The 21,683-nt window shown below is 42.5% G+C and carries 17 protein-coding genes; 10 read left to right on the forward strand and 7 right to left on the reverse strand.

Annotated elements, in window-relative coordinates; all coding sequences use genetic code 11:
• Positions 1-629 precede the first annotated feature (629 nt).
• Both IEV61_RS14295 and IEV61_RS14300 read right to left on the reverse strand, forming a co-directional pair.
• The gene (locus IEV61_RS14295; RefSeq protein ID WP_188417717.1) at positions 630-1,043 is read right to left on the reverse strand and encodes a hypothetical protein; all 414 of its coding nucleotides are present in this window, start codon (positions 1,041-1,043) and stop codon (positions 630-632) included.
• A gap of 667 nt (positions 1,044-1,710) precedes the next feature.
• The gene (locus tag IEV61_RS14300) at positions 1,711-3,531 is read right to left on the reverse strand and encodes a DEAD/DEAH box helicase family protein (RefSeq protein ID WP_188417718.1); all 1,821 of its coding nucleotides are present in this window, start codon (positions 3,529-3,531) and stop codon (positions 1,711-1,713) included.
• Positions 3,532-4,150: 619 nt separating this feature from the next.
• Here IEV61_RS14300 and IEV61_RS14305 point away from each other — a divergent pair.
• Positions 4,151-4,603, forward strand: a complete 453-nt coding sequence (locus IEV61_RS14305) for a hypothetical protein (protein ID WP_188417719.1) — start codon at positions 4,151-4,153, stop codon at positions 4,601-4,603.
• A gap of 37 nt (positions 4,604-4,640) precedes the next feature.
• Here IEV61_RS14305 and IEV61_RS14310 read toward each other — a convergent pair whose 3' ends face one another.
• On the reverse strand, positions 4,641-5,789 hold the full coding sequence (locus IEV61_RS14310; protein WP_188417720.1) for a tyrosine-type recombinase/integrase: 1,149 nt from the start codon (positions 5,787-5,789) through the stop codon (positions 4,641-4,643).
• Positions 5,790-6,723: 934 nt separating this feature from the next.
• Between IEV61_RS14310 and IEV61_RS14315 the strand changes: the two genes are divergently transcribed.
• From IEV61_RS14315 to IEV61_RS14345, 7 genes are all read left to right on the forward strand, one after another.
• Complete coding sequence (locus IEV61_RS14315) at positions 6,724-7,635, forward strand: SDR family oxidoreductase (protein ID WP_188417721.1); 912 nt, start codon at positions 6,724-6,726, stop codon at positions 7,633-7,635.
• A 22-nt stretch (positions 7,636-7,657) separates the two neighbouring features.
• Entirely contained in the window at positions 7,658-8,584 is a 927-nt protein-coding gene (locus IEV61_RS14320) for a helix-turn-helix domain-containing protein (protein ID WP_188417722.1), read from the forward strand.
• Positions 8,585-8,941: 357 nt separating this feature from the next.
• Complete coding sequence (locus IEV61_RS14325; RefSeq protein ID WP_188417723.1) at positions 8,942-9,922, forward strand: NmrA family NAD(P)-binding protein; 981 nt, start codon at positions 8,942-8,944, stop codon at positions 9,920-9,922.
• A gap of 18 nt (positions 9,923-9,940) precedes the next feature.
• Complete coding sequence (locus IEV61_RS14330) at positions 9,941-10,852, forward strand: helix-turn-helix domain-containing protein (protein ID WP_188417724.1); 912 nt, start codon at positions 9,941-9,943, stop codon at positions 10,850-10,852.
• A 14-nt stretch (positions 10,853-10,866) separates the two neighbouring features.
• Positions 10,867-11,655 (forward strand): hypothetical protein, encoded by a 789-nt coding sequence (locus IEV61_RS14335; protein WP_188417725.1) that lies wholly within the window; start codon positions 10,867-10,869, stop codon positions 11,653-11,655.
• Positions 11,656-11,691: 36 nt separating this feature from the next.
• Positions 11,692-12,306 (forward strand): TMEM175 family protein, encoded by a 615-nt coding sequence (locus IEV61_RS14340; protein ID WP_188417726.1) that lies wholly within the window; start codon positions 11,692-11,694, stop codon positions 12,304-12,306.
• Positions 12,307-12,604: 298 nt separating this feature from the next.
• Positions 12,605-13,078 (forward strand): VOC family protein, encoded by a 474-nt coding sequence (locus tag IEV61_RS14345; RefSeq protein ID WP_188417727.1) that lies wholly within the window; start codon positions 12,605-12,607, stop codon positions 13,076-13,078.
• A 383-nt stretch (positions 13,079-13,461) separates the two neighbouring features.
• Here the strand turns inward: IEV61_RS14345 and IEV61_RS14350 are convergent, their stop codons facing one another.
• From IEV61_RS14350 to IEV61_RS14360, 3 genes are all read right to left on the reverse strand, one after another.
• Entirely contained in the window at positions 13,462-14,562 is a 1,101-nt protein-coding gene (locus IEV61_RS14350; protein WP_188417728.1) for a medium chain dehydrogenase/reductase family protein, read from the reverse strand.
• A gap of 118 nt (positions 14,563-14,680) precedes the next feature.
• Positions 14,681-15,541, reverse strand: coding sequence for a helix-turn-helix domain-containing protein (locus tag IEV61_RS14355; RefSeq protein ID WP_188417729.1), 861 nt, complete (start codon positions 15,539-15,541; stop codon positions 14,681-14,683).
• A 711-nt stretch (positions 15,542-16,252) separates the two neighbouring features.
• Entirely contained in the window at positions 16,253-17,431 is a 1,179-nt protein-coding gene (locus tag IEV61_RS14360; RefSeq protein WP_188417730.1) for an MFS transporter, read from the reverse strand.
• A gap of 145 nt (positions 17,432-17,576) precedes the next feature.
• On the opposite strand from IEV61_RS14360, the gene IEV61_RS14365 reads away from it, so the two are divergent.
• A complete protein-coding gene (locus tag IEV61_RS14365; RefSeq protein WP_188417731.1) occupies positions 17,577-18,140 on the forward strand; it encodes a DapH/DapD/GlmU-related protein in 564 nt (187 codons plus the stop codon).
• A gap of 173 nt (positions 18,141-18,313) precedes the next feature.
• Here the strand turns inward: IEV61_RS14365 and IEV61_RS14370 are convergent, their stop codons facing one another.
• Complete coding sequence (locus tag IEV61_RS14370) at positions 18,314-19,966, reverse strand: pectate lyase family protein (protein ID WP_188417732.1); 1,653 nt, start codon at positions 19,964-19,966, stop codon at positions 18,314-18,316.
• A gap of 482 nt (positions 19,967-20,448) precedes the next feature.
• Here IEV61_RS14370 and IEV61_RS14375 point away from each other — a divergent pair, with 482 nt between their 5' ends.
• A complete protein-coding gene (locus IEV61_RS14375; RefSeq protein ID WP_188417733.1) occupies positions 20,449-21,465 on the forward strand; it encodes a zinc-binding alcohol dehydrogenase family protein in 1,017 nt (338 codons plus the stop codon).
• The last annotated feature ends 218 nt before the right edge of the window (positions 21,466-21,683 follow it).

The following is a 21,683-nucleotide window of genomic DNA, read 5'->3' on the forward strand; positions in this document are numbered from 1 at the left end:
TGTGTTGCCTCCTGTATTGTTTGAAAACAAAGTTAAGCAGTAGAACAATACGTTAAGCTACTCTACGCAACTTTCTTTTGATAGGTTTAGGCTTGTAAGCTATCTGTACGAACCTGTGTCGCTTAATTCGGCTGTCCTCTAAACACTCGTATAGGTCTGAGCAGTCTGTATGTATCTCATTGCAACATACGCTTCCTTCGATATTGATGCTGGTGCTGTTGGCAGAAGTTAAGCTATAAATTAGTCTGAGGAACTGAGATATGATATTGCCAAAGCCACCATTATCGTTGTATGCCTCAAAGCCGAAGTTGATTTCTAGCGTTTCCCCATCAGCGTAAACTAAGCATAGGTAACAAAGTGGATTAACAAACTCATCGACCTTGACATTGAACCCCGGTTGCTTTCCTTCGGAGTGAACAAGCGTATAGCGTAGTTCGTCATGTTCTATTGTGGCAAGTAGGGCCTTCGTCTGCTTTAAGATTTTAAAGTAAGCCTTGCTTACCTCATCATTGTAATTTGGTGTCTGTGTAGCGTTTCTCATAGCGTTAAAAATTATTAGATGGCTTAAAATGAAAGAAGCCTGGTGCTACTGCACCAAGCTTCTGCTTGTTGTTTTATAAGGTGGGATGTTATCCCTGTAAAGAATAAAAGTGCTTCCTGTCCTGCACTTGCTGGACGTTCCTATAATAGGTATCGAAGTCGGGCTGTAGCTTTATTTCTTGAAGCTGCTCCTGTACAAAGAACTTGCTAAGCAACTTGCGGATGGCTACCTCTTGTGGGCAGTTGCCGAAGGCGTATGTCACTTGGTATTCTGTAAAAGGATCGCATTCGAGATACCAGTAAAATGTCGGTGTAATGAAGGCGTACAGCGCTAATTTCGACTTAGCTCTCGAACGCGTAAAATCAAGCTCGAACGCATGACCGTCAGTTGGTTTTAAGAGGGTCTTTGCTTCGACCAGGATGCCTCGATAGTCACCTGCAATGATAGTGTTGCGTTGCTTTTGGTTAAGGTTGGATTTACGGTACCGAATGTTATGTAACATTGGTGAGCTGTGTTGTGGGTTTGATAGCATGTTTTACAGGTTGATGGTTTGACATTCGGGTTGATTTACAAGGTTGAAGCAATGTCGAGCAATGCGATTAAGCTGTATTCTTTACAGGTTGAATTGCTTCGAATGCAGTAAAGGCAGATTGTATAGGTAGCACACTCAAATTATGGAGCGAAGCTCTTTTTTCAAATTCGAAGGCTGTGAGCCTGAGTCCGCGTCCGCTAAACAATTTACTTTCCGGCACAATTTAGGCGGGGGTGATATCAAGCTCTGGTTCCACGATTGAGAGCCACAAATGATTTCTGTAGGGGGCGTACTTAAAATATAAAGCTGGTATTTATATAGAAGGCCGGGGGGTATTGTTTAAACAGGTAGGGGGGGATTGGCGATTAACGCTTGATAAGTCTATTGAAATTGCAAGACTCAAAGCATATAACTTGCTAAGTAGTCAATCTTAGCCACTAAACACTGTAACTACAGCCATATTATCGTTCAAATTGGTGGTTAGTAAGTGTTAAGCGTTGAAGGCAGTGTTCATTGCGTCCTCATGTTAACGGTTGTACATAGACTACCAAATCTATTTCCTCTCAAATACATTTTCTTGTAAATTCCCTTACCAAGTCAATTTTCGATTATGAGAGGAAATGATAGGGTTAAATTTTTAGGCAGCAACCTTAAGATTGAACTGCATACCCAAAATCTGAAACCCATTCACGTCTTCTCCTTGCATTTTGCATGGATGGATTTGAAATCTGCCTTGCTCCGCTAACTGCGTGGCTTCTGCTTTTCTTATTTTACCGTTACTGTCCCTGATGTTCAATTTCTCATAGATGGCTTGTAGCTGGGCACTGATAGACACTCTAGAATACTTTTGTCCAGTCTTAAAAGTATGTGATAGCAGCTTTAACAACTTGTGCTCTGATCGCAAGTTAGATGCCACTATGACTTCCTGAGCAACCAGTTTGCAGTTGTACTTTAATTCTTCAAGTTTGCCACTGTCTAAGAATTGCTCGGCTTCATAGGCAAGTGGGTTTCGAGCTTTAATCTCATCCTCGATGGTTTGACCTAAATGAAAAACCATTGTCGTAGCCTCAAGGTCCTTATAAGCTTTCAGTGCGTCAATATCTTCTTTAAGTATAGTTGCTTTTGATTTACGTTTCATGTTTGTTGTAGTGTCAAGTTTAGCTCTTGAGCTTTGAACGTCTACATCGAAGTAGCCCGCTTCCCACTCTTGTTTAATAAGTGCAAGGTTGTTATAGATCTCATTGCTGTATGACTCATTTACTTGTTGGTCAAACAGTTCGTAACTGAAGGTAGGGTGACCTGTATGCTTATCTACATTTGCAAAGTGTCTAACACGGTCATCAGGCTTAGGCTTGTTTCCTGTTAATTCGCAAAGCGATAGATACTCAATTGTTTGGCTTATAAGTAGTCTTGCTTCGTCATTGTAGCTGTTCTGAAGGTCGGCTAGTTCTTTCCGTGGGGCATTAGAATGATGATGATTAGTTAGATGTATTACCTGCGCAGGCTTATTTCGTAAGCGACCAACGGCTTGCTTTAACTTCATTGCAACAGACACTTTTGTATGTGGCTGATGTATATCTGTCACAACAATGACGTTAGCGTTTTCATCGTTGATGTCTATTCCCTCAAAGTATTTGCAAGTATAGAAATTGACCTTGCTTTGATTTGCCTTACTTGGAAGTTCATGATAGTACTTGTTGAGGTCACCTAGCTTATTCATGTTCGCCTTGTCTTCGTCATCCGCGCAATAGATGCTTACATCCGTCAGCCCGGCTTGTTTAACGCATTTAGCAATTCCCGTAACAGAGTTGAAGTAAATATGGAGATTGCCTTTTACCACATTACTCTTTTGTAGAATGTCGTTTATCGTAGCGTACACGCTAAGGCAATCTACTAAAGTTATCGTGCCTAGCTTTTCTGTAAAACGGATCTCGTAGTAGTCTAATGCCTGAAATTTGGGATTGCTAAAGTGGTAGGGCGTAGCTGATATTATTGCTTTGTGATCGAACTTCCAAAAGTAATCGAAGGGTTTGAGTATGTTCTCTCGGAACACCTCAGTAATAAAAGTGTGGCACTCATCTAACATGAGAAACCAACCCTTGATTACCTCGTCGTACATTTTTACATTATCAATCGCCTTTATAAGCCTTGAAAAGCTATCAGGCGTTACCATGATCTTTTGACTTGGCCGACGTTTAGAAAGTTGTTCTTCTATTGCTGGTTGTTTAACATTCCCATCAATGATAAAGAGTTCCGGATGGTCTTTTGCTTTGCAATGTAATATCCCTCTTGTAGGTGCAACTATGATTGAACAGCGCAGCTTGTTCAAAAGTTCTAAGGTTGTTCCACCTATACCGCATCTGCCCTTGTTAAGAAAGGCATTTGAAGGTATGGCTTTAAAGATTGTATCTAGGTAAACGTTGTTGGGGATGCTGTAGTAATAATAGTTCTTGTACATTTCAGGTGTGCGTAATTGAGTCGCTGAGGAATATCTGAGTGCCCAGGTTTGGGCAGGATGGCTATCTGGTCAAAATCGGCGTTTGAGAGGAAAGTTGAATGCATAAAAAAGACCAGTTGCAACGTGGCCTCTTTTATTCAGCTAGCTATGCCGACCTTGAAATGTATTTAAAGATACGAAAAAAATATGGCTTTGCATAGCTCAAAACATCATAAATTGGCGCTGCCAGTAGCCTTGTCAGGCTATTATTTTTTAAACGATGGCTTGTGAATGTAAAATACTCATCCTATATTTGCATCAGCAACTCGGTTGTTGTTTTACAAACCACTTTAACAACCTTCACAGTCGCAAGGTCACTTTGAGCAAGTCATTTGACCGAAATAAACCACAATCAATGGAACCCCTGTCATTCGGGTTGAATGGACGTTGCTGTTTACGTTAAACAGGTTAAGTCTACTTGATCAATGCCTTGTAGCACTCGTTCTTTACCTTCTTGTGAATTAGCCTATAGCCCTCGGTTCGTTGGCTTAATGTGATTTCAAATCTGTATTTGGAACCAGCTTATGCTAGTTGGTTTATTGGCCTGACTATAGCTCAGGTTTATTTTAGTCGTATCCATATGGAAACACCTAACGACGGCTCAAAGCAGCCAATCAAAAAAACAGTGATGTCAAATCTTAAGTCAGGTAGACTACAGATACTCACTGCGTACTTTAAAGAAAGTGCAAGCACTTTGTTAAGCTTAATACCTTCAAGGGGCAAAAACGATTTCGACGACATCATGAGGCGTGTAGATTTTCTGCACAGAGCTACTGGTATTGACAAACAATACTATGTAGCACTTACAGATGCTTTCAAGGGAAAAGGATTTACCGATGCTAACAATGTTGCAAAAACAGTCTGTGAACTTAGGCAAAGGCTTCGTCTACCACGCTTTGCAGCGAAGACTGCTTTGAAGCAATCAGTCGAAGACTTGAACCTTGTTTTTTTTGTCATGAAGAAGATGGAGAAAAACTTAGCTGGCAAAGGTGAACCAAAGTTTAAACCCGAGTTCCCACTGCTTGTAGTATAACTTAATAAGCCCACCTGTTATAGGTGGGCTTTCTTTGTTAAAAGTCCAGAGTGGGTGCTGCTTCTTTCAGCTCTTCACTGTTGAACTCTCCAAGGTTGCGTAGATACTTTAAAGTCACCATAATAGTAGAATGACCTAGTAGCTTCTGTAGTAAGTATACATCTTTCGTTCTCCTAAACACTTCTACTGCTGCTGTATGCCTGAACGAGTAGATAGTTTGTTTCTTGTATATGAGCTCCTGCTTGTACATCTTCTTCCAAGCTCTAGTCCACTGAGTGTTGAAGTAAGCATCGTTGAAAGGTTCAGATCGTCCTGTAAATATGTTATCATCAGGTTTCAACTTAGTGAGTATAGGTTCTAGCACGCTTTGGGTGTATTCAGGTACATAAACCACCCTTACTTTTCCACCTTTGTTTTCACTGCCCGATAAGTGAATTTCTGTATTGGCTTTTTTGAAATGCCTCTTGGTTAGCAGCCTGACCTCTTCATGGGGCCTAAGCCACGAGCCATAAGTCAACAAGCAACATAAGTATACGTTAGGCTGATTAATCTTCAGGAACTCTAAGATAGGTTTCAGCTGCTCTTTTTCATATGAACGATGCAATGTAGCTTTGACCCTCATGCGTTCCGTTGACTTTATTGCAGGCAGAGCGTGACTTATAACCTTCCCTGCACTAGAGAATAGTACCCCCAGGTCTCTACGCTTATCCATGTAGTAGGTTCCTGATGATTTGAACCTTGATAGGAACTCTTCGATACGTATAGCACTTATCTCTGTAATTGCCCCGCTAAGTTCGCTTGTACTAAGGAACGTGGTAAACTGGCGGTGAATGTTTCGTAAGTTCCTTTTATAAGTTTTACTCAGGTCACCTATAAGCTTCTTATCAAGGGCAGATTGGAGAAGCTCTCCTGTTGTTACCGTTGTATTGTTTACAGGTGTCTGCTCAACTGTCACCACGGCTTTTGTAGCGGGATAACACTTGTTGTCTAAAGCTTTGTGTAGCTCAAATTGCAGTTTCCGTAACAACCTGTTTCGCTCTTCAATTGAAGGGGCTCTGTTAGGGTTAAGCATCAGGTCTAAGCTCTTACCATTGTACTCACGTATTCTTTTACCATCTAGGTAGAACGTAACGTAAGAGCGAGTTTCTAAATTGTCACTAGCGACGATCTTGGGTTCTGTAAACATTTCTTGGCGCGTCTTTGGCGCAGTTGACAGCTGATAGGTCGAAAAACGGCCTCTACATGTGCTCAGTTGGTTAGAGGTGTAACACTCATAATCTTTTGGTCCCTGGTTCGAGCCCAGGTGGGCGCACTTCAAACCTCTTCGTTAACTCGAAGGGGTTTTTTTGTTTTCAGGCTTAGTAGCTGTTTTGTGCTGAAATTAGTTATAAAAGCATTTTTTAATCTATTAATTGTTTAATTGCTTCTTTAGTTTGTTAATTGACGTTTTGTGATTTCTACTTTGTTATATTGAGTTTAAGTGAATTTGGCGCGCTGATGAGTACTTATAAAAAAGATAATTATTTAAAGACAACAAGATACTGAAACGAATAGTTAAAAAACAAAATCTGTCCTTTTGCGATGGGTTCAAGACCATTGACACTGCAAAATAATATTTTATTCAAGCTTTATCTTAAATAGAGTTGAAGACACACTTTTCAGTGCCTTCAATTTTAAAGGTTTTTTAAACCTCAATGTAAAGAAATGGTAGTTTGAAATAGCGGACGCATTGCTGTCCAAATCTTATGTCATAAGGAGGAAGATTTGAATCCCTCCGGCCATCAGATACACGGCAATCATTTCGGCATCGTTATACATTTGATCTATTTTAAAAGCAGCATATAAACTGTCCTGATATTCTTAGTCTTTGTAATTATCATTTCTATATGCTGTGATTTCAAATAAAGCGTACGAAATGAGTTTTCGCCCTAACTTGTTAAGACGGCAATGCTATTAAGAATGTAGTCTTCACAGATTCTCTCTAATGATGCAAATTTCTCTTTTTTAGCGTACTTCAAAATTACGGACCGCTATACCAGTTTCGGCTACAAACTAACCTGATTCGGGCACATTCTTCACCTCGTTTGTCAGGACCTTTACATCATCAAACAAAAATAAATATGAAAAAGATCTTAGTCATCGGTGCATCAGGGTTCATTGGCGGTTATTTAACCCGTGAATTAGTTGCGGAGGGATTCGCTGTACGTTGTATGGTACGCAACCCGGATAAAGTAAAGGAACTGGCCGGTATTGACTGCGAAATTGTTAAAGGTGATTTTACAGATTCTGCATCTGTGCAACAGGCGCTTGCATCTATAGATGCCGTATATGTTTCCATTCATACCTTGGCGCCTCAGCATAAAGATACTGCAGACCAGGAATTTATGGACATTGAAATGAACGCCCTGACCAATATTGTGGAAGGCTGCAGGAAACATGGTGTGCGCCGCCTGATCTACGTTACTGCTTTGGGCATTTCTGCTGATGCTAAGGATGCCTGGACCGCTGGCCGTTGGAAAACACAGCAATATCTTTTGAACAGTGGTTTGGATGTGACCGTGATCCAGCCGGGCATGATCGTAGGTATTGGCGGGCAGGGCTTTAACATGGTACTGGCCAATGCTCAAAAAAGCACCGCTTTTGTAATCGGAAACGGCCGTAACAAGTTTCGTTGCATCGCCATTGACGACTTGGTTTATAACCTGATAGGTGTTTTAAGTGAACCGAAAGCTTATGGACAGTGTTTTGAAGTGGGCAGTGACGATATTTTAACAGCCGATCAGTTGATAGATGAAGCGGCGGATGTGGTAGGCCACGCTCATCCCGGGAAAGTGCATATTCCGTTAGGCCTTTTACGCTTTGCTGCGCCATTGATCGAGCGTATAGCCAGATCACCAAAAGGAGCTATTAAAGGGGCACTGGGCGGATTAGGCGCAGACATGATCGGTGACCCATCAGCGATCAGGAAGCTATTGCCGCGCAAACCGCTATCCTATAAACAAGCCGTAGCCAAGGCGGCGGAAAATAAATAAAAATAAATAGTCAACTTGCATCATGGAAAAAAGCCAGCCATACCTGATAAAAACGATCAGCGATTTTCATAAGATACTGGGAGCACCCGCACCTGAGCATCCGCTGATCAGTGTTGTTAACATCAAACCGTTTGAGCATATACCGGCAGGTATAACGGGTAGTGTGATCAATGGTTTCTACAACATTTCTCTTAAAAGGGGGTTCAAGTCGCCTGTGAAGATCAAATACGGGCAGCAATCGTATGATTTCGACGATGGTGTACTTAGCTTTATGTCGCCCGGCCAGATCAGTGTTTTCGATCCGCAGAAATATGCAAGTCTCGAGCAATCAGGCTGGTTGCTGCTTTTCCATCCCGATTTTCTTTGGAATACGCCTTTGGCTAAAAAGATCGGTCAGTATGGCTTTTTTGATTATGCAGTTAATGAAGCTTTGTTCCTTTCAGATAAGGAAGAAGCGACGCTTATGCAGATCATTGATAATATCAGGCAGGAGTACCATAACAATATGGATAAGTTCAGCCATGACATCATCATCACCCAGATGGAATCGTTGCTGAACTATTCGGACCGCTTTTATCAGCGCCAATTTATGACCAGAAGGAAAACCAGTCATGAGCTATTGGATCGCGTAAACGAAAAGCTTGTAGCGTATTTCAATGACGCCAATGCCATGAATGGTGGATTGCCCACCGTTACTGACCTCGCGGAGCATCTTCATGTATCGCCCGATTATTTAAGCGGACTGCTGAAAACGCTCACCGGGATGACCGCGCAGCAGCATATACATGAGAAACTTATTGAAAAGGCTAAACAACAGCTTTCTGCAACAAAGCTGTCCGTAAGCGAAATTGCCTATCAACTGGGCTTTGAGCATTCACAATCTTTCAGCAAGCTATTTAAAGCGAAAACCAGCCTTTCACCCTTAGCGTTCAGGGCTAAATTCAACTGAGCGGAATATTATTGATAACCGTTATGACGAAAGAAGCCTGGTTATGGATTTCGGTTAAAGGTCAAGCACGGTCTATAATAATTTTCTGGTTTTTACCATAGGTTAAATCTTATACGAACAAGATGGTGTAAGTTTGAGATAGGCAACTCTGAAGATTTAAAGCATTGCAGGAACTGTTATTTATTCCTTCATAAATATCCGGCTTAAGTTTGGAACGGCCTTGCTTGAGCATATCTTACCGTTAGGTCCGCCGATTTGTATTCACTCTTTATCCTAAAAATGGCTATGACAATCACAGGTTTGGCTATGCTGGGCTAATGTGTTAAGCGGACATTTGTTATAAATAAAAACAAGAAAATGAAAATTATTATAACAGGGTCTTTAGGACACATCAGCAAGCCACTTGCTCAGGAGTTAGTTAAAAAGGGCCACTCGGTAACGGTAATCAGTAGTAACCCCGACAAAAAAAAAGATATTGAAGCCATAGGCGCGATATCAGCCATCGGTTCAGTTGAGGATGTCAGTTTTCTGGCAAAGACATTTGCCGGTGCCGACGCGGTTTACACTATGCTGCCGCCGTTTAAATTTGAGGAAAACCCCGATCTTGATGCAAGAGAAGAAGCGCGCCGGATCACATCCAATTATGTCGCGGCTATCCAGCAATCGGGCGTTAAAAAGGTAGTTCACCTCAGCAGTATAGGAGCTCACACTGATAAAGGAAACGGATTGCTTGCCTTCCATTATGTGGCAGAGCACGTGTTAAAGCAGCTGCCTGCAGATGTAACGATCACGTTTATGCGGCCGGTGGGTTTCTACTACAACCTGTACCAGTTCATGGATATTGTAAAAGGTGAAGGTTTTTTGAAAGGTTTTGTAGGGCTGTTCCTTACGCTTCGCCACTACGGTTTAACTGGTTTGCTGCAAGGGAAAAAGGGGCTTATTGTATCCAATTATGGTGCTGAAGACAAAATGCCCTGGGTTTCACCAGCAGATATTGCAGCTGCCATATCAGAAGAACTGACATCGACTTCTAAAGGGCGCAAGGCACGCTATGTAGCCAGCGAAGAGCTGACCTGTAATCAGATTGCAAATATTCTGGGAACTGCTGTTGGTAAACCTTATTTGAAATGGGTAACCATCAGCGACAAGCAAATGCTGGATGCGCTACTGAAATATAAAATGCCTTTAAGCCTGGCGAATGATATTACGGAAATGAATGCCAGCCAGCGGAATGGCGGGATCTTATTTGAAGATTACTACAAAAACACACCGACTATGGGCAAAGTAAAAATGAAAGATTTCGCTCAGGAATTTGCAGCCGTTTACAATTCGAAATAGGTTAGATTAGTAAAGAATATGGAACCCTATCAAATGAAAACCATCAGCCAATACCATCAGGTTTTGGGGATAGACAAACCGGAACATCCGCTGGTAAGCGTCATCAGCATGGATGATTTTAAACCACCGGCAGAAAACAGACGCATAAGCGTTGTATTTGATTTTTATGTCATTTCGCTGAAAAGGAATTTTGAGGGTAAGATCAAATACACCTATGGACAGCAGTCCTACGATTTTGATGAGGGCGTGATGTTTTTCCTTGCGCCCAAGCAGGTGTTTTCATTTGATGCCGATGATGATTATAAAAATTCAGGCTGGATGTTACTTATCCACCCGGATTTTCTTTGGGGTACTCCGCTGGCAAAAACGATCAGGCAATATGAGTTCTTTGACTACTCGACAAATGAGGCACTTTTTCTTTCCGGAAAAGAGGAGACAACTATTGGCAGTATTGCCCAGTTGATCAAACAGGAATATCATGCCAACATAGATAAGTTCAGCCAAGGCCTGATAGTCGCTCAAATTGAGCTGTTACTTCAGTATTGTGACCGCTTTTACAACCGCCAGTTTTTGACCAGGAAGATCAGTAGTCATCAGATCCTGAACCGCGTGGAAGAAATGCTGGAGGGATATTTTAACAGTGATGACCTGATCCAAAAAGGATTACCAACCGTACAATTCATTGCCGATACTTTAAATATATCGCCAACCTATCTAAGCGCATTGCTAAAAGCATTGACCGGCCAAAGCACACAGCAACACATCCACGAAAAACTGATCGAGAAAGCGAAGGAAAAACTATCCCTTACAGACTTGTCGATCAGCGAGATCGCCTATGCTTTAGGTTTTGAACACCCACCTTCCTTTAGTAAATTATTTAAGAGTAAAACCAATCTTTCGCCCCTGGAGTTTAGGGCTACATTTAATTAAACACATCTATTATTATGATCGACTTTTTTGCTGTTTTAAAATCCAGAAACGAGCCCTTGTTTTACTTTGGCCTAATCTGTCTTATCAGCGCTGTTTTCGTGTTGCTAATTGCTAAATTTAGCGAACTTCAAATAAATGGGGTTAACACCTGGTATAAGCCTTTTAAATTCGCTTTGTCAATCGGGATATTCAGCTGGACAATGGGCTGGTATACCGGGTATCTTGAACTGCCTGGCCAGGTTAGCACCTATAGCTGGACAACTATTTTACTATTGGGGTTCGAGTTGTTTTACATTACTTTTCAGGCTGCCCGTGGTCAGTTGTCTCATTACAACGTCAGTTCATCGCTTTATACTTCGCTTACCGCGTTGATGGCTATTGCTGCTATTGCCGCCACGTTGTATACAGGCTATATCGGTATCTTATTTTGTACAGGAGAATTCCCCGAGTTGTCCGGCTACTACCTGTGGGCTATTCGTATAGGCATATTTTTGTTTGTCATTTTTGCATTCGAGGGCGCTATCATGGGCGGTAATGGTTCACATAGCGTTGGCGGTTCGGGAGATGGCGATGGTTTACCGTTGCTTAACTGGAGCCGCAAATATGGCGATCTGCGTATCGCCCATTTCGTGGGAATGCATGCTTTGCAGGTATTACCGCTATTATCATGGTACGTATTAAATAATACGTTGGCCGTCAAAATTGCAGGTTTGTTGTATGGATGTTTGGCTGTTTTCACTTTAGTTAGTGCATTAAAAGGTAGCCCTTTAATAAAATACAGGAAAATGAAAGTTGCGCACTAATTGAAAAGGTGTAGTAAAACAAGCATAGATACAAATATGAAAACATCGGTAGATTTTACTGTGAACAGGATAGAAACATTTAGTGATGGGGTTTTCGCTATAGTAGTTACTTTGCTGGTTTTTGATCTGCACTTTCCACACATCAATAACCCAACCAATGAAAACGTGTGGGCCGCCATTGTAGCAACTTTGCCTAAATTATTATCTTGGGTCAACAGTTTCCTGATCGTCTGCGTAATATGGATGAACCATCACCGGTTTATGCAGCAGGTTAAAAGCTTTGATTTTGGGTTATTTTGGATGAATAACCTTTTATTGCTTTTCACTTCGCTGTTGCCATTTCCCACCAAATTATTAGGGGAATATCCGGGTAATAACGCAGCTACTTTTTTTTATGGGTTATGCATGTTTCTTCCTACTATTATTTTTCCATCAATGGGTTTTTATCTGGTCAGGCATGAACATTTGCTTAAGGGAATTCCGAACCAGAAAATCTTGATTAAGGTTGCAAGGCTGCGCGGTTTTTACGGTCCTGTCATTTATTTAATAGGCGCTGGATTAAGCTGGGTCAATAGCTGGCTTGCCGTTGGCATTTATACTATAATTTCCATTTATTTCGTTTTCCCAAGAATTAAACTAACAACTGATTAAGCAAAATATGATTTTAATTACATTACTTTAATATCTACTACTGACATGGGGTTGTCATCAGCTACAAATATCTTTATCGCAACAATCAACTTATAAATATTATAGAAGCGAAAAAACTTAATATAGTGCCTGAGCACTACACCACAGTAACACAACTTGGATTATTTCTCCGTCCTCAGCCAAATTAATTGAATTTTTAAAGGTTGCTTTTGATGCGGAAGAGATTCCTCACAGCAGAATTACAAATGAAGAAGGAACTATCATTCATGTAGTTATAAAAATTGGAGATGCCTTAATTATGCTTTTTGATTCGAGAGAAGGCTGGCCGCCGACCCCAAGTTTTCTAAATTTATACGTCGGGGATGTTGAGGGATGTTCATCAAAATCAATTAAGCTTGGGGCTAAATCGGTAACTGATATGACTGCATTATGGTTTGGAGAAAAGGTTTGCAGGATTATCGATCTATTTGGAAATTTATGGTGGATAAATCAACGTATAGCAGAAATTGATTTTACCAAACCAGAGGAAATTGGAAGAGTAGCTTCTACTCCGGAAGCAGTACAAGGTATTGCATATATTCAAAGATCTTTGGATGAAGCAATAAAATTATTGAATCTTTTTTTGAAAACCGATGAGCATTATCTTCTAAAGTTGTGGTTCTGGCTAATTACAAAATACAACCAAGGTTTAAGAAACAGATTCTGTTGGTTTGCTATACATTACAATGAACAGCCTGATTCTGACGTTTTATCGGCAAGTGTAAACAGTTAATATAATAGGTTATAGAACAGACAGTAGGCCTGATTTAGCCCACAAAGCTGTTGTATGCTTCAAATACAGTTCCTGCCGTTTGTTTCCATCAGCTGAGTTCCTTAAAGCACACACATAATCTACTATGGTAGTGTAGTGGGTTGATAAAAGGTCTATTTGCCCCCTGCTAAATTTTCAAAAACCTTTTTATTAGGTGCCATTGCGATCTGCATCGTTTTTTTTAACCTATGCATCAGTAATAAGCGATTTTGCCTACTGATTAAATAAGCCATCAAATTACCGCAAGTAATGCGCAACTTTTTTTATTGGCTATGCATGTTTTTACTTCTATTTTTTCAATGTGCGCTTGCATATGCAATTGATCTTACCACATCGCCCTTAGCTTAGGGTACAAGCACAACCTTGCCATAAGCGGTCCGCGATTCCGCCAATTTCATAGCATCTGTAATTTGATTTAGCGGAAACCGGGCAGCAATTTGCGGTTTAAGCACTCCACTGGCCAGCAAAGTAGTGAGCTCTGCAAAAGTTTCTCTTAGCTGCGCTTGAAAAGCTTCAGTGCCTTTTCCATCCCAGATGTTATAGAAATATGCTTTACGGCCATTAGGCAAAATGTTCCACCAACCTAACTGTACCAACACTTTTAAAAACGGGATCAAAACATTACCGGCATCCTTTAACGCCGAAGCAATGGCATAACAAACCAGCACACCACCCTTGGCCAGCAGGCCGAAAGACCTCGCAAAACTTGATCCACCCAAATGGTCAAAAACTGCATCTACACCGCCGGGGGCAAGTTGGAGCACGCTGTTGGCTAAATTAGTATCGTTATAATCTATCGGTTCAACGCCTTGTGCACGCAATGTTTCATGGTGACGGGGTGAAGCAGTTCCAATTACACGGACGCCGGCATAAAGCGCCAGTTGCGTCAAAATGGTTCCGACGCCACCATTGGCACCGTGAACCAGGATCGTTTGTCCACGCTTGATCTGCGCTTTGCCGTGCAGCATTTGCCAGGCTGTAATACCGTTAACAATTAACGTTTCCACTTCCAGCGGATCAGTCGCTTCAGGAACAGGTAGCAGGTCGCCCGCAGAAAGCAGCACATAGCTTGCCCAGCCGCCAATCTTCGTCATGGCAGCCACACGTTTGCCTATCAAAGCTAAATCAACGCCGGGGCCTGTTGCAACCACCGTACCAACCAAGTCATAGCCTGGAACAAAAGGAAATTTAGGCTGCTCATAATACCTGCCGCGGCGCATGGATTGCTCGGCAAATGCTATACCGCTGGCTTCCATTTTTACAACTACCTGCCCGGCAGCAGGGTTATCTAATACGCGTGTTTTGAGTAACAAGCCTTCCGGCTCAACGATGCCCGGCATGATTACTTCTGTCGTATTAAAGCTGGTTTGTTCTAAAACTTTAACTTCTTGTTGATTTTCGGTATTACCTGTAGTATTGTTTTGATCTTTTGTAAGTGATTCCATTTTTGCTGCTGTTTATTGAATGAACAGTACAAATGTATGGGGGTATGATAGCAGGAAATTGTAAGAAAACGAAATGGCTGGTTATTGTCCTGCCTAAATGCCTTCAGGCATAAGTGGGTTAGGATTGCGGTGGGTAAGTATCAGCAACTACGCAGAAACTGCCATTGTTTAAATTTTTAATAAACTGCTGAGGCGCCAGGCCTAAGAAATATTGAAAGTCTTTGATCAGGTGGCTCTGGTCATGATAATCATGCGTGGCGATCAAATCAAAAATGTCTATTTTTTGATCACTCCGGTTAAGGATGTAAGCAATAACTTCTTTAAAGCGCAAAAAGCGGAGCAATTCTTTAACAGAATAGCCGGTATGCTTTTGAAACTTTAATTGGATACTTCTTTCGGAAAGCCGAGTGTCAGCCGCTATGGCCTTTACCGGATCAACACGTGGGTTGAAAAACTGGGCAAGGTTACTAATCACCGTTTGCAGTACCTGGTCATTTTCTTTGAGTAAGCCCAGGGCTGACTGCTTCAATAGATCCACTCTTTGTTCTGCCGTGTGTAGCGTCGCTAATTTCTCCCAAAGACTGTTAAAACGGTCATCATCGGTTAAAATCTCTGCACTCGGCCCTTCCGGGCCAGTAAGTCCTCTTAAAGGCATATTAAACAAACGCTGAAAGCCGTTAAATTTAAAGTTAACAACCAGTCCATCTGACCCGGGCAACAGTTCATAGTTCAGCATCTGCCGCAGCGGGCCTATTACGGCGGTACGCTTGATCACTTTGGTGTTTAGTGGATTATTGTGAAAGGAAATACGTACTGGTACTCCAAAGTTATATATCAGCATCATTTCCAAATTGGGACAAACATGCCTGGTGATAGGTTCTTCTTTTGATGGAACAAACAGGTGATAAAAGCTGGTGATCACCTCGTCTAATGGTGGATCCACCAAAAATAATGCTTCGTTTATATCCGTTTGTTCCATTACTTCTTTCGTTTTCTTACAATACCAGGTTTCGTTGCCCTGCTATGTTTGCTTCATCAAATTTAACGATTTGATGAAGCCCTTTTAATATTAAAAACAACAAAAATTAATTTAAAAACTATGAAAACCACCTGCCTGCTTAACTTCCTGTCACTGGCTTTGGTAATAGCCTGCAATTTTGAATTTTCAGATATTCCTTATTTTGACGGTGTAATTCTAAATGCGTATCACAACTCATTAGCCTTTCTAAAGCTTCTTTTTAAAAGCTTAGCTATTTAGCCTTAAAGCATTGCATTTTGATTGCACTCTATCTTTAACGATAATGGTATTAAATGTCCAATCAAAAGCTGGAAAAGGACTAAAATTGCTTTCCATACTTAACATGCTAACCAAATGGTCCGAAAATCGGAATTATAAACAGCAGAATTTGGAATAGTTTAAACCCATAAAATAATAATGAATTATTTAAGATTTAATTAAATCTTAAATAAAATGTGCTTTGGGTATTAAGCTTGGTTGGATATTTTATTGGTACATGTATGACTTTGGTACTTGGCATGGCAGAAACCTTGTGGATTTAATTGAATTAATTTTACATATAACTTTCTGTAGCATCTTTACCATTGATAAGCTAAAGGAGGGGTAAGCGGTTTTAAGATAGTAAACACCTCTATTACCCTCATACCAACACGCAATCAATCTATAAATATGTTAATCTGCCAGCGCAACTTGTACATGGGTATTAACCCGGGCTTGTTTTTTAACTAAAACAAAGGCAAATAATACACCTATTATTGCCATCAACATTCCTACTAACGATGGGGAAGCATAGCCAAGACCCGCAGCAATGGGCAGGCCGCCAAAAAAGGCCCCAAGGGCATTACCTACATTAAAAGCGGCCTGCGTTATGGCAGCGCCAAGCATCTCTGCACCTTTGGCGGTGTTGATCATTAATATTTGTATAGGGGAGGCCAGGGCGATGGACAAAGCGCCGGCTATAAAAGTAAATAGTAATGATATGACCTGGTTACCCGAAAATAAATAGATACCTAACAAGGTAACGGCCATAGCCACCAGCAACCAGGCGCATGCCACCGATGGTTTGAATTTATCGGCAAGGCGGCCGCCAATAATATTGCCTACTACCATGCCGAAGCCTGCCAATATTAAGATCCAGGAAACACTGCCGGCAGAAAAGTGCGATACCTCCGTCATGAGTGGTGCTATATAACTTATCCAGGCAAACAAGCCGCCTGTGCCAATAGCAGTGATCAGGATAACTAACCAAACTTCTGCACTTTTAAACATCTGCAACTCGGAGCGAGCATTGCCACTTCGTATAACCGGTAGGGTAGGCATCCATATGGTCAGAAAAAACAGGGTGATTAACCCAATAAATGCTACGATACCAAAAGTATAGCGCCATAAGAAATGGTGGCCTACCCATGTTCCCAACGGAACTATGGCCAGGTTGGCTATAGTAAGCCCGGCAAACATCATAGATATAGCCTGCGCCTGTTTACCCTTTTCGGCCAGGCGACTGGCTACAACGGCACCCACACCAAAAAAGGCGCCGTGGGGTAATCCTGCAAAAAAGCGGGCAATGAGTAAGGTAATATGCGATGGCGCAAAAGCCGAAACGGTATTGAATAGAGTAAAGATAGCCATTAGCGCCAGCAACACTTTTTTTGGCGGATAGTTGCTGGTCATCATCACCAAAAGGGGAGCACCAACCACCACACCCAATGCGTAGGCCGAAATTAAATGGCCCGCGGTAGGTATGCTGATGTGCAGGTTTTTAGCAATGTCGGGCAACAAACCCATCATTACAAATTCGGTAGTGCCAATGCCTAAACCGCCAAGCAGCAGTGGGAACAAACTTTTCTTCATGCCTTTTTAAAGTTGAGCAAAGGTAGAAATTCATAGACTGTAGTTTTTCCCGGTAGTGTAAAAATTACACCAAGCCTTGGGTGTATGCGTTAAATAGTTTGAAATTAATTATGATTCCAAGACCCAATTAATTAAATTTAACTCTATGAAAGATATTTTTGAACGGCTAAGAGGCGGCGAACTGGTTAGGCTGACGGACGCTGAATTTTTTAAAGTAGACGAAGTGGTCAACCGTACATTGGCATTGTCACCCTCGCTAAACGCTTCAACATCCGTAGATGAAGTAAGAACAAAGCTCGGCGAGATAATCGGCATGCCCCTTGATAAAAGCGTTACCATATTTGCGCCGTTTTACACCAATTTTGGCCGTTTCATTAATATAGGTAAAAATGTATTTATTAATCATGCCTGCTCATTTTTAGATATGGGTGGCATAACCTTGGAAGATGATGTGCTTATTGGTCCAAAGGTAAATCTCATCACAGAAAACCATCCATTAGCGCCTGCCGAAAGGCGGGGTATTGTTGCCAGGCCAATCCTAATTAAAAGAAAAGCATGGGTTGGGGCAGCGGCCACTATTATGCCGGGTGTTACCATTGGCGAAAATGCGATAGTTGCGGCGGGTGCGGTTGTTACACGCGATGTTCCCGATAACACCATTGTTGCCGGTGTGCCAGCCAAGATAATAAAGAACATAGATACCCTTTAAGCGGCTTTCAGTTGTTAGCTGCAAATGAGTAGGTTGCATTGCTGCTGTTACAGGAAGTATTCGTATATCCCCACCACTTAAAACCTACAATCATGGCTGCAAGATTATCCTTGCAGCCATGGTTATTGTCACTAATATGTTGATGTAATTATTGATATTGATCTAATTGTAAGTTACTTACCCGCTGGTGGAACAACTTTACTTAAAGGGACAACACTGTTTAGGTATACTTCGATATTGGTATAACCTCCTCCGTTTTTTGCAGTTAAGGTTGCATCTGCGGCACTTTTAGGGTTAAGGCCTTTCTTTATTTCGTAAGTGTCGGGCATGCCATCGTTATCGCTGTCCTTGTAGGGAGTGCCTTTGTACTCGGGGTAACCGCCTACCTGACTTGGATCGGTAATGATGCCTTGCTTATAAGAATCATCGGGCAGGCGGTGCTTGATGTATTCTTTACCGGTACTGTTGGTGGTGCCTTCCTTGTAAATAATCTTTCCTGTTTTAACCACTTGCACAACCCGGCTGTCAACGGCGTCGCGTTTGGGCAATGTAGCTCCAACGTTTTCCAAAACATAATTATAAGCATCAGCGGCCGAAAGCATCTTCACTTTAGCCATAGGGAAGGGCTTGTTTGATTTTATACTATCGGTATAGCGACCTGCGTCTTCCATATCTTCTATCTGGATACCGCCATCCCAGTTGTTTTTGGTTACGCGTTCGTTACCGTCCATAATATTGCCGTTGGCATAAACACGGCCATACAGTTTCTTCTTGTCCTGTGCACGGCCAGCTTCCGGCTTCAAAATACGGTGACCTATGGGCTTATCTAAAGGGGTTATTGGGCCGGGTTTAAAGTAATTATTAATGAAGTTGAAAAACGATTCGTTGTCGCCACCGTCGGCGCTACGGTTCCACCAGTTGAAAACTACATTGTTCACAAAGCCAAAATCGCCGTACATACCAACAGATGGGTTACGGGCTATGTTATTGGCCCACAGGTTGCGCATAAAAGTACTGTTTAAACCGCCAATGGTGCTGCCAAACGCATGGTTATAAGTATCTAAGGCCTCCGAAAAAATGGAGTTTTGAATGGTGACGTTTACGGTAGGCAGCTTTTGTTGTTTGGCGCCATTACGATCGTATACGTGGCGGTAAATAGACATATTCTCATCTAAACCCCAGCTTGCCGAAACGTGATCTATCATAATGTTTCCCACCGGGTTACCACCCAAGCCGTCGTCGCGGCGGGCTACATCGGTTGCTCCGCGACGGAAACGCAGGTAACGCACCACAACATCATGCGTATTTATCCAAACAGATTCGCCGGCAATGCAAATACCATCGCCCGGTGCAGTTTGGCCGGCCAGGGTAATATATGGTGCACGAATAATGATAGGGCTCTTTAAATGTATAATACCTGCTAAGTTGAACACCACAATACGGGCGCCGCCTTGCTCACAAGCTTCACGCAAGGTGCCGGGGCCGCGGTCGGCCAGGCTGGTTACCACGTATACTTTGCCACCCCGCCCGCCGGGAGTGTAAGCACCGCCACCTTCGGCACCCGGAAATGCAGGAATCTTAGCCTGCGGCAGATCTGATGGTTTGGCGGCCCAGGGCACATAAGGTTTGCCGTTCTTTTCATCGCGTTGAATAATAGGCAGCGCTTTTTGCCAGGCCATATCAGAAAGCCGCTGCTCTTTAGCCAAAGCCGAATCTGCTACGGCCTGTACGGCGGGTGGTATAATGGGGTATTGCGCCCAAACAATTTTAAAGCTGGTTAAAATGGCAAAGGCAGTAATGCCTAAAATGCGTTTCTTCACAATCATGGTATAGTATATAACGGATACTTAACAGAGCGATTGGCTTATCATAGCCAACCCGGGTAAACAGAGTTTATATTATTGGTTTAATGTTCAAATATCAACAGATAAGCCCGCGTTACATTGCTGCATTTTTTCCATTCTGTGTATGATGTTATCAGTTGCACGCCAAACATTGTAAATTTATAGTTACGGTTAGCCTGTCTGTAATGCTTTGTATTGTAATGGCTACCAGCAAGGGTTTAATTAACGATGCTTGCTGTGTGGCCAAATTTCACCCATGAGGGCAACACTAAGCGTATATTTGGCTTGAAGATAATTTATCATAATATCAGGATAATTAACTATAATTAAATCTTACAGAATTTTTATCCCTTTGATGCACCAGTTGACCATGCCCAACCAGCTATAAGTAATAAAACTTAAGCAAAGCAGTTTTTCTATGAACAGGATTTGCTTATCAGGCCCATGAAGCCAACATTGAATATATGAAGATATTAACATGCACCACCCCCGGCCAGTTTGCGTATGCTGAAGCCGATAAACCGGTTCTAAAAGCCGATCATGCCATTATTCGCATCAAACGCATAGGCGTTTGCGGAACCGATTTGCACGCTTTTCGCGGAACGCAGCCCTTCTTTAGCTACCCACGAATTTTAGGTCACGAACTATCGGGCGAATTGGTAGAGCTCGACAATGCTCCCGGTTTTGAGGTAGGAGAGGCGGTAACTTTCATTCCTTACTTTAATTGCGGTGTATGCGTGGCCTGCCGCTCGGGTAAGCCCAATTGCTGCGTAAACATACAGGTTTGCGGTGTACATGCCGATGGGGGCATGGTAGAATACCTACAGGTGCCTTCATACTCGCTGGTACATGGCGAGGGTTTAACCTATGATGAATTAGCCTTGGTAGAACCATTGGCCATTGGTGCACACGGCATCCGCAGGGCAGGAGTAGAGCCCGGCGAGTTTGTGCTGGTGATAGGCGCAGGCCCTATTGGCTTAGGTACCATAGAATTTGCACGCATAGCCGGCGGTAATGTGATAGCCATGGATGTAAGCAACGACCGTTTAGCCTTTTGCCGCGAAAAGCTTGGCATACAGTACACTATTAATCCGTTGGAAGGTGACGCGGTCGAACAGTTGCGGGCTATCACCAATGGCGATATGGCCTCGGTAGTGGTTGATGCAACCGGTAACCTGAAAGCCATTAACGGTGGCATAGATTACTTGGCACACGGCGGCCGTTATGTGTTGATAGGTTTGCAAAAAGAAGCATTTAGCTTTAACCATCCGGAGTTTCACAAACGCGAATCGACCCTGATGAGCAGCCGCAACGCCACCCGCAGGGATTTTGAGCACGTGGTAACCAGCATGAAACAAGGCTTGGTAGACCCTAAAACCTACATTACCCACCGCGTATATTTCGACGAGGTAATTAGCCATTTTGAAAGCTGGCTCAACCCCGAAACACAGGTGATCAAGGCTATGATCGTGAATGAGTAACACCCCTCCCTGGCCCTCCCCAAAGGGGAGGGAAATAAAAGAGGTAGTTGCCAAGCAAATGCCACTAAAAGACGCGGGGCTTCCAGCGCACCCGATCATGAGCTGGCCTTGTATGGTGGCAGGGATTGCGCTGGATAGGCCTTTTGGTTCTTTTGTGGCTATGACAAAAGAACTGGCCACTCGCGCGGCCAAGAGCGAGACGAATTAAGTTCATTAGC

Origin of the sequence: Mucilaginibacter galii, from assembly GCF_014635825.1 — a bacterium.
GTDB classification, from domain to species: Bacteria; Bacteroidota; Bacteroidia; order Sphingobacteriales; family Sphingobacteriaceae; genus Mucilaginibacter; species Mucilaginibacter galii.

Excerpts from the sequence above, each read along its gene's own strand:
- IEV61_RS14340 (WP_188417726.1), top strand. The coding sequence starts at position 11,692 with ATGAAAACATCGGTAGATTTTACTGTGAACAGGATAGAAACATTTAGT.
- IEV61_RS14375 (WP_188417733.1), top strand. The coding sequence starts at position 20,449 with ATGAAGATATTAACATGCACCACCCCCGGCCAGTTTGCGTATGCTGAA.
- IEV61_RS14350 (WP_188417728.1), bottom strand. The coding sequence starts at position 14,562 with ATGGAATCACTTACAAAAGATCAAAACAATACTACAGGTAATACCGAA.
- IEV61_RS14295 (WP_188417717.1), bottom strand. The coding sequence starts at position 1,043 with ATGTTACATAACATTCGGTACCGTAAATCCAACCTTAACCAAAAGCAA.
- IEV61_RS14345 (WP_188417727.1), top strand. The coding sequence starts at position 12,605 with ATGCTTTTTGATTCGAGAGAAGGCTGGCCGCCGACCCCAAGTTTTCTA.
- IEV61_RS14320 (WP_188417722.1), top strand. The coding sequence starts at position 7,658 with ATGGAAAAAAGCCAGCCATACCTGATAAAAACGATCAGCGATTTTCAT.
- IEV61_RS14335 (WP_188417725.1), top strand. The coding sequence starts at position 10,867 with ATGATCGACTTTTTTGCTGTTTTAAAATCCAGAAACGAGCCCTTGTTT.
- IEV61_RS14355 (WP_188417729.1), bottom strand. The coding sequence starts at position 15,541 with ATGGAACAAACGGATATAAACGAAGCATTATTTTTGGTGGATCCACCA.
- IEV61_RS14325 (WP_188417723.1), top strand. The coding sequence starts at position 8,942 with ATGAAAATTATTATAACAGGGTCTTTAGGACACATCAGCAAGCCACTT.
- IEV61_RS14300 (WP_188417718.1), bottom strand. The coding sequence starts at position 3,531 with ATGTACAAGAACTATTATTACTACAGCATCCCCAACAACGTTTACCTA.
- IEV61_RS14330 (WP_188417724.1), top strand. The coding sequence starts at position 9,941 with ATGGAACCCTATCAAATGAAAACCATCAGCCAATACCATCAGGTTTTG.
- IEV61_RS14310 (WP_188417720.1), bottom strand. The coding sequence starts at position 5,789 with ATGTTTACAGAACCCAAGATCGTCGCTAGTGACAATTTAGAAACTCGC.
- IEV61_RS14360 (WP_188417730.1), bottom strand. The coding sequence starts at position 17,431 with ATGAAGAAAAGTTTGTTCCCACTGCTGCTTGGCGGTTTAGGCATTGGC.
- IEV61_RS14370 (WP_188417732.1), bottom strand. The coding sequence starts at position 19,966 with ATGATTGTGAAGAAACGCATTTTAGGCATTACTGCCTTTGCCATTTTA.
- IEV61_RS14365 (WP_188417731.1), top strand. The coding sequence starts at position 17,577 with ATGAAAGATATTTTTGAACGGCTAAGAGGCGGCGAACTGGTTAGGCTG.
- IEV61_RS14315 (WP_188417721.1), top strand. The coding sequence starts at position 6,724 with ATGAAAAAGATCTTAGTCATCGGTGCATCAGGGTTCATTGGCGGTTAT.
- IEV61_RS14305 (WP_188417719.1), top strand. The coding sequence starts at position 4,151 with ATGGAAACACCTAACGACGGCTCAAAGCAGCCAATCAAAAAAACAGTG.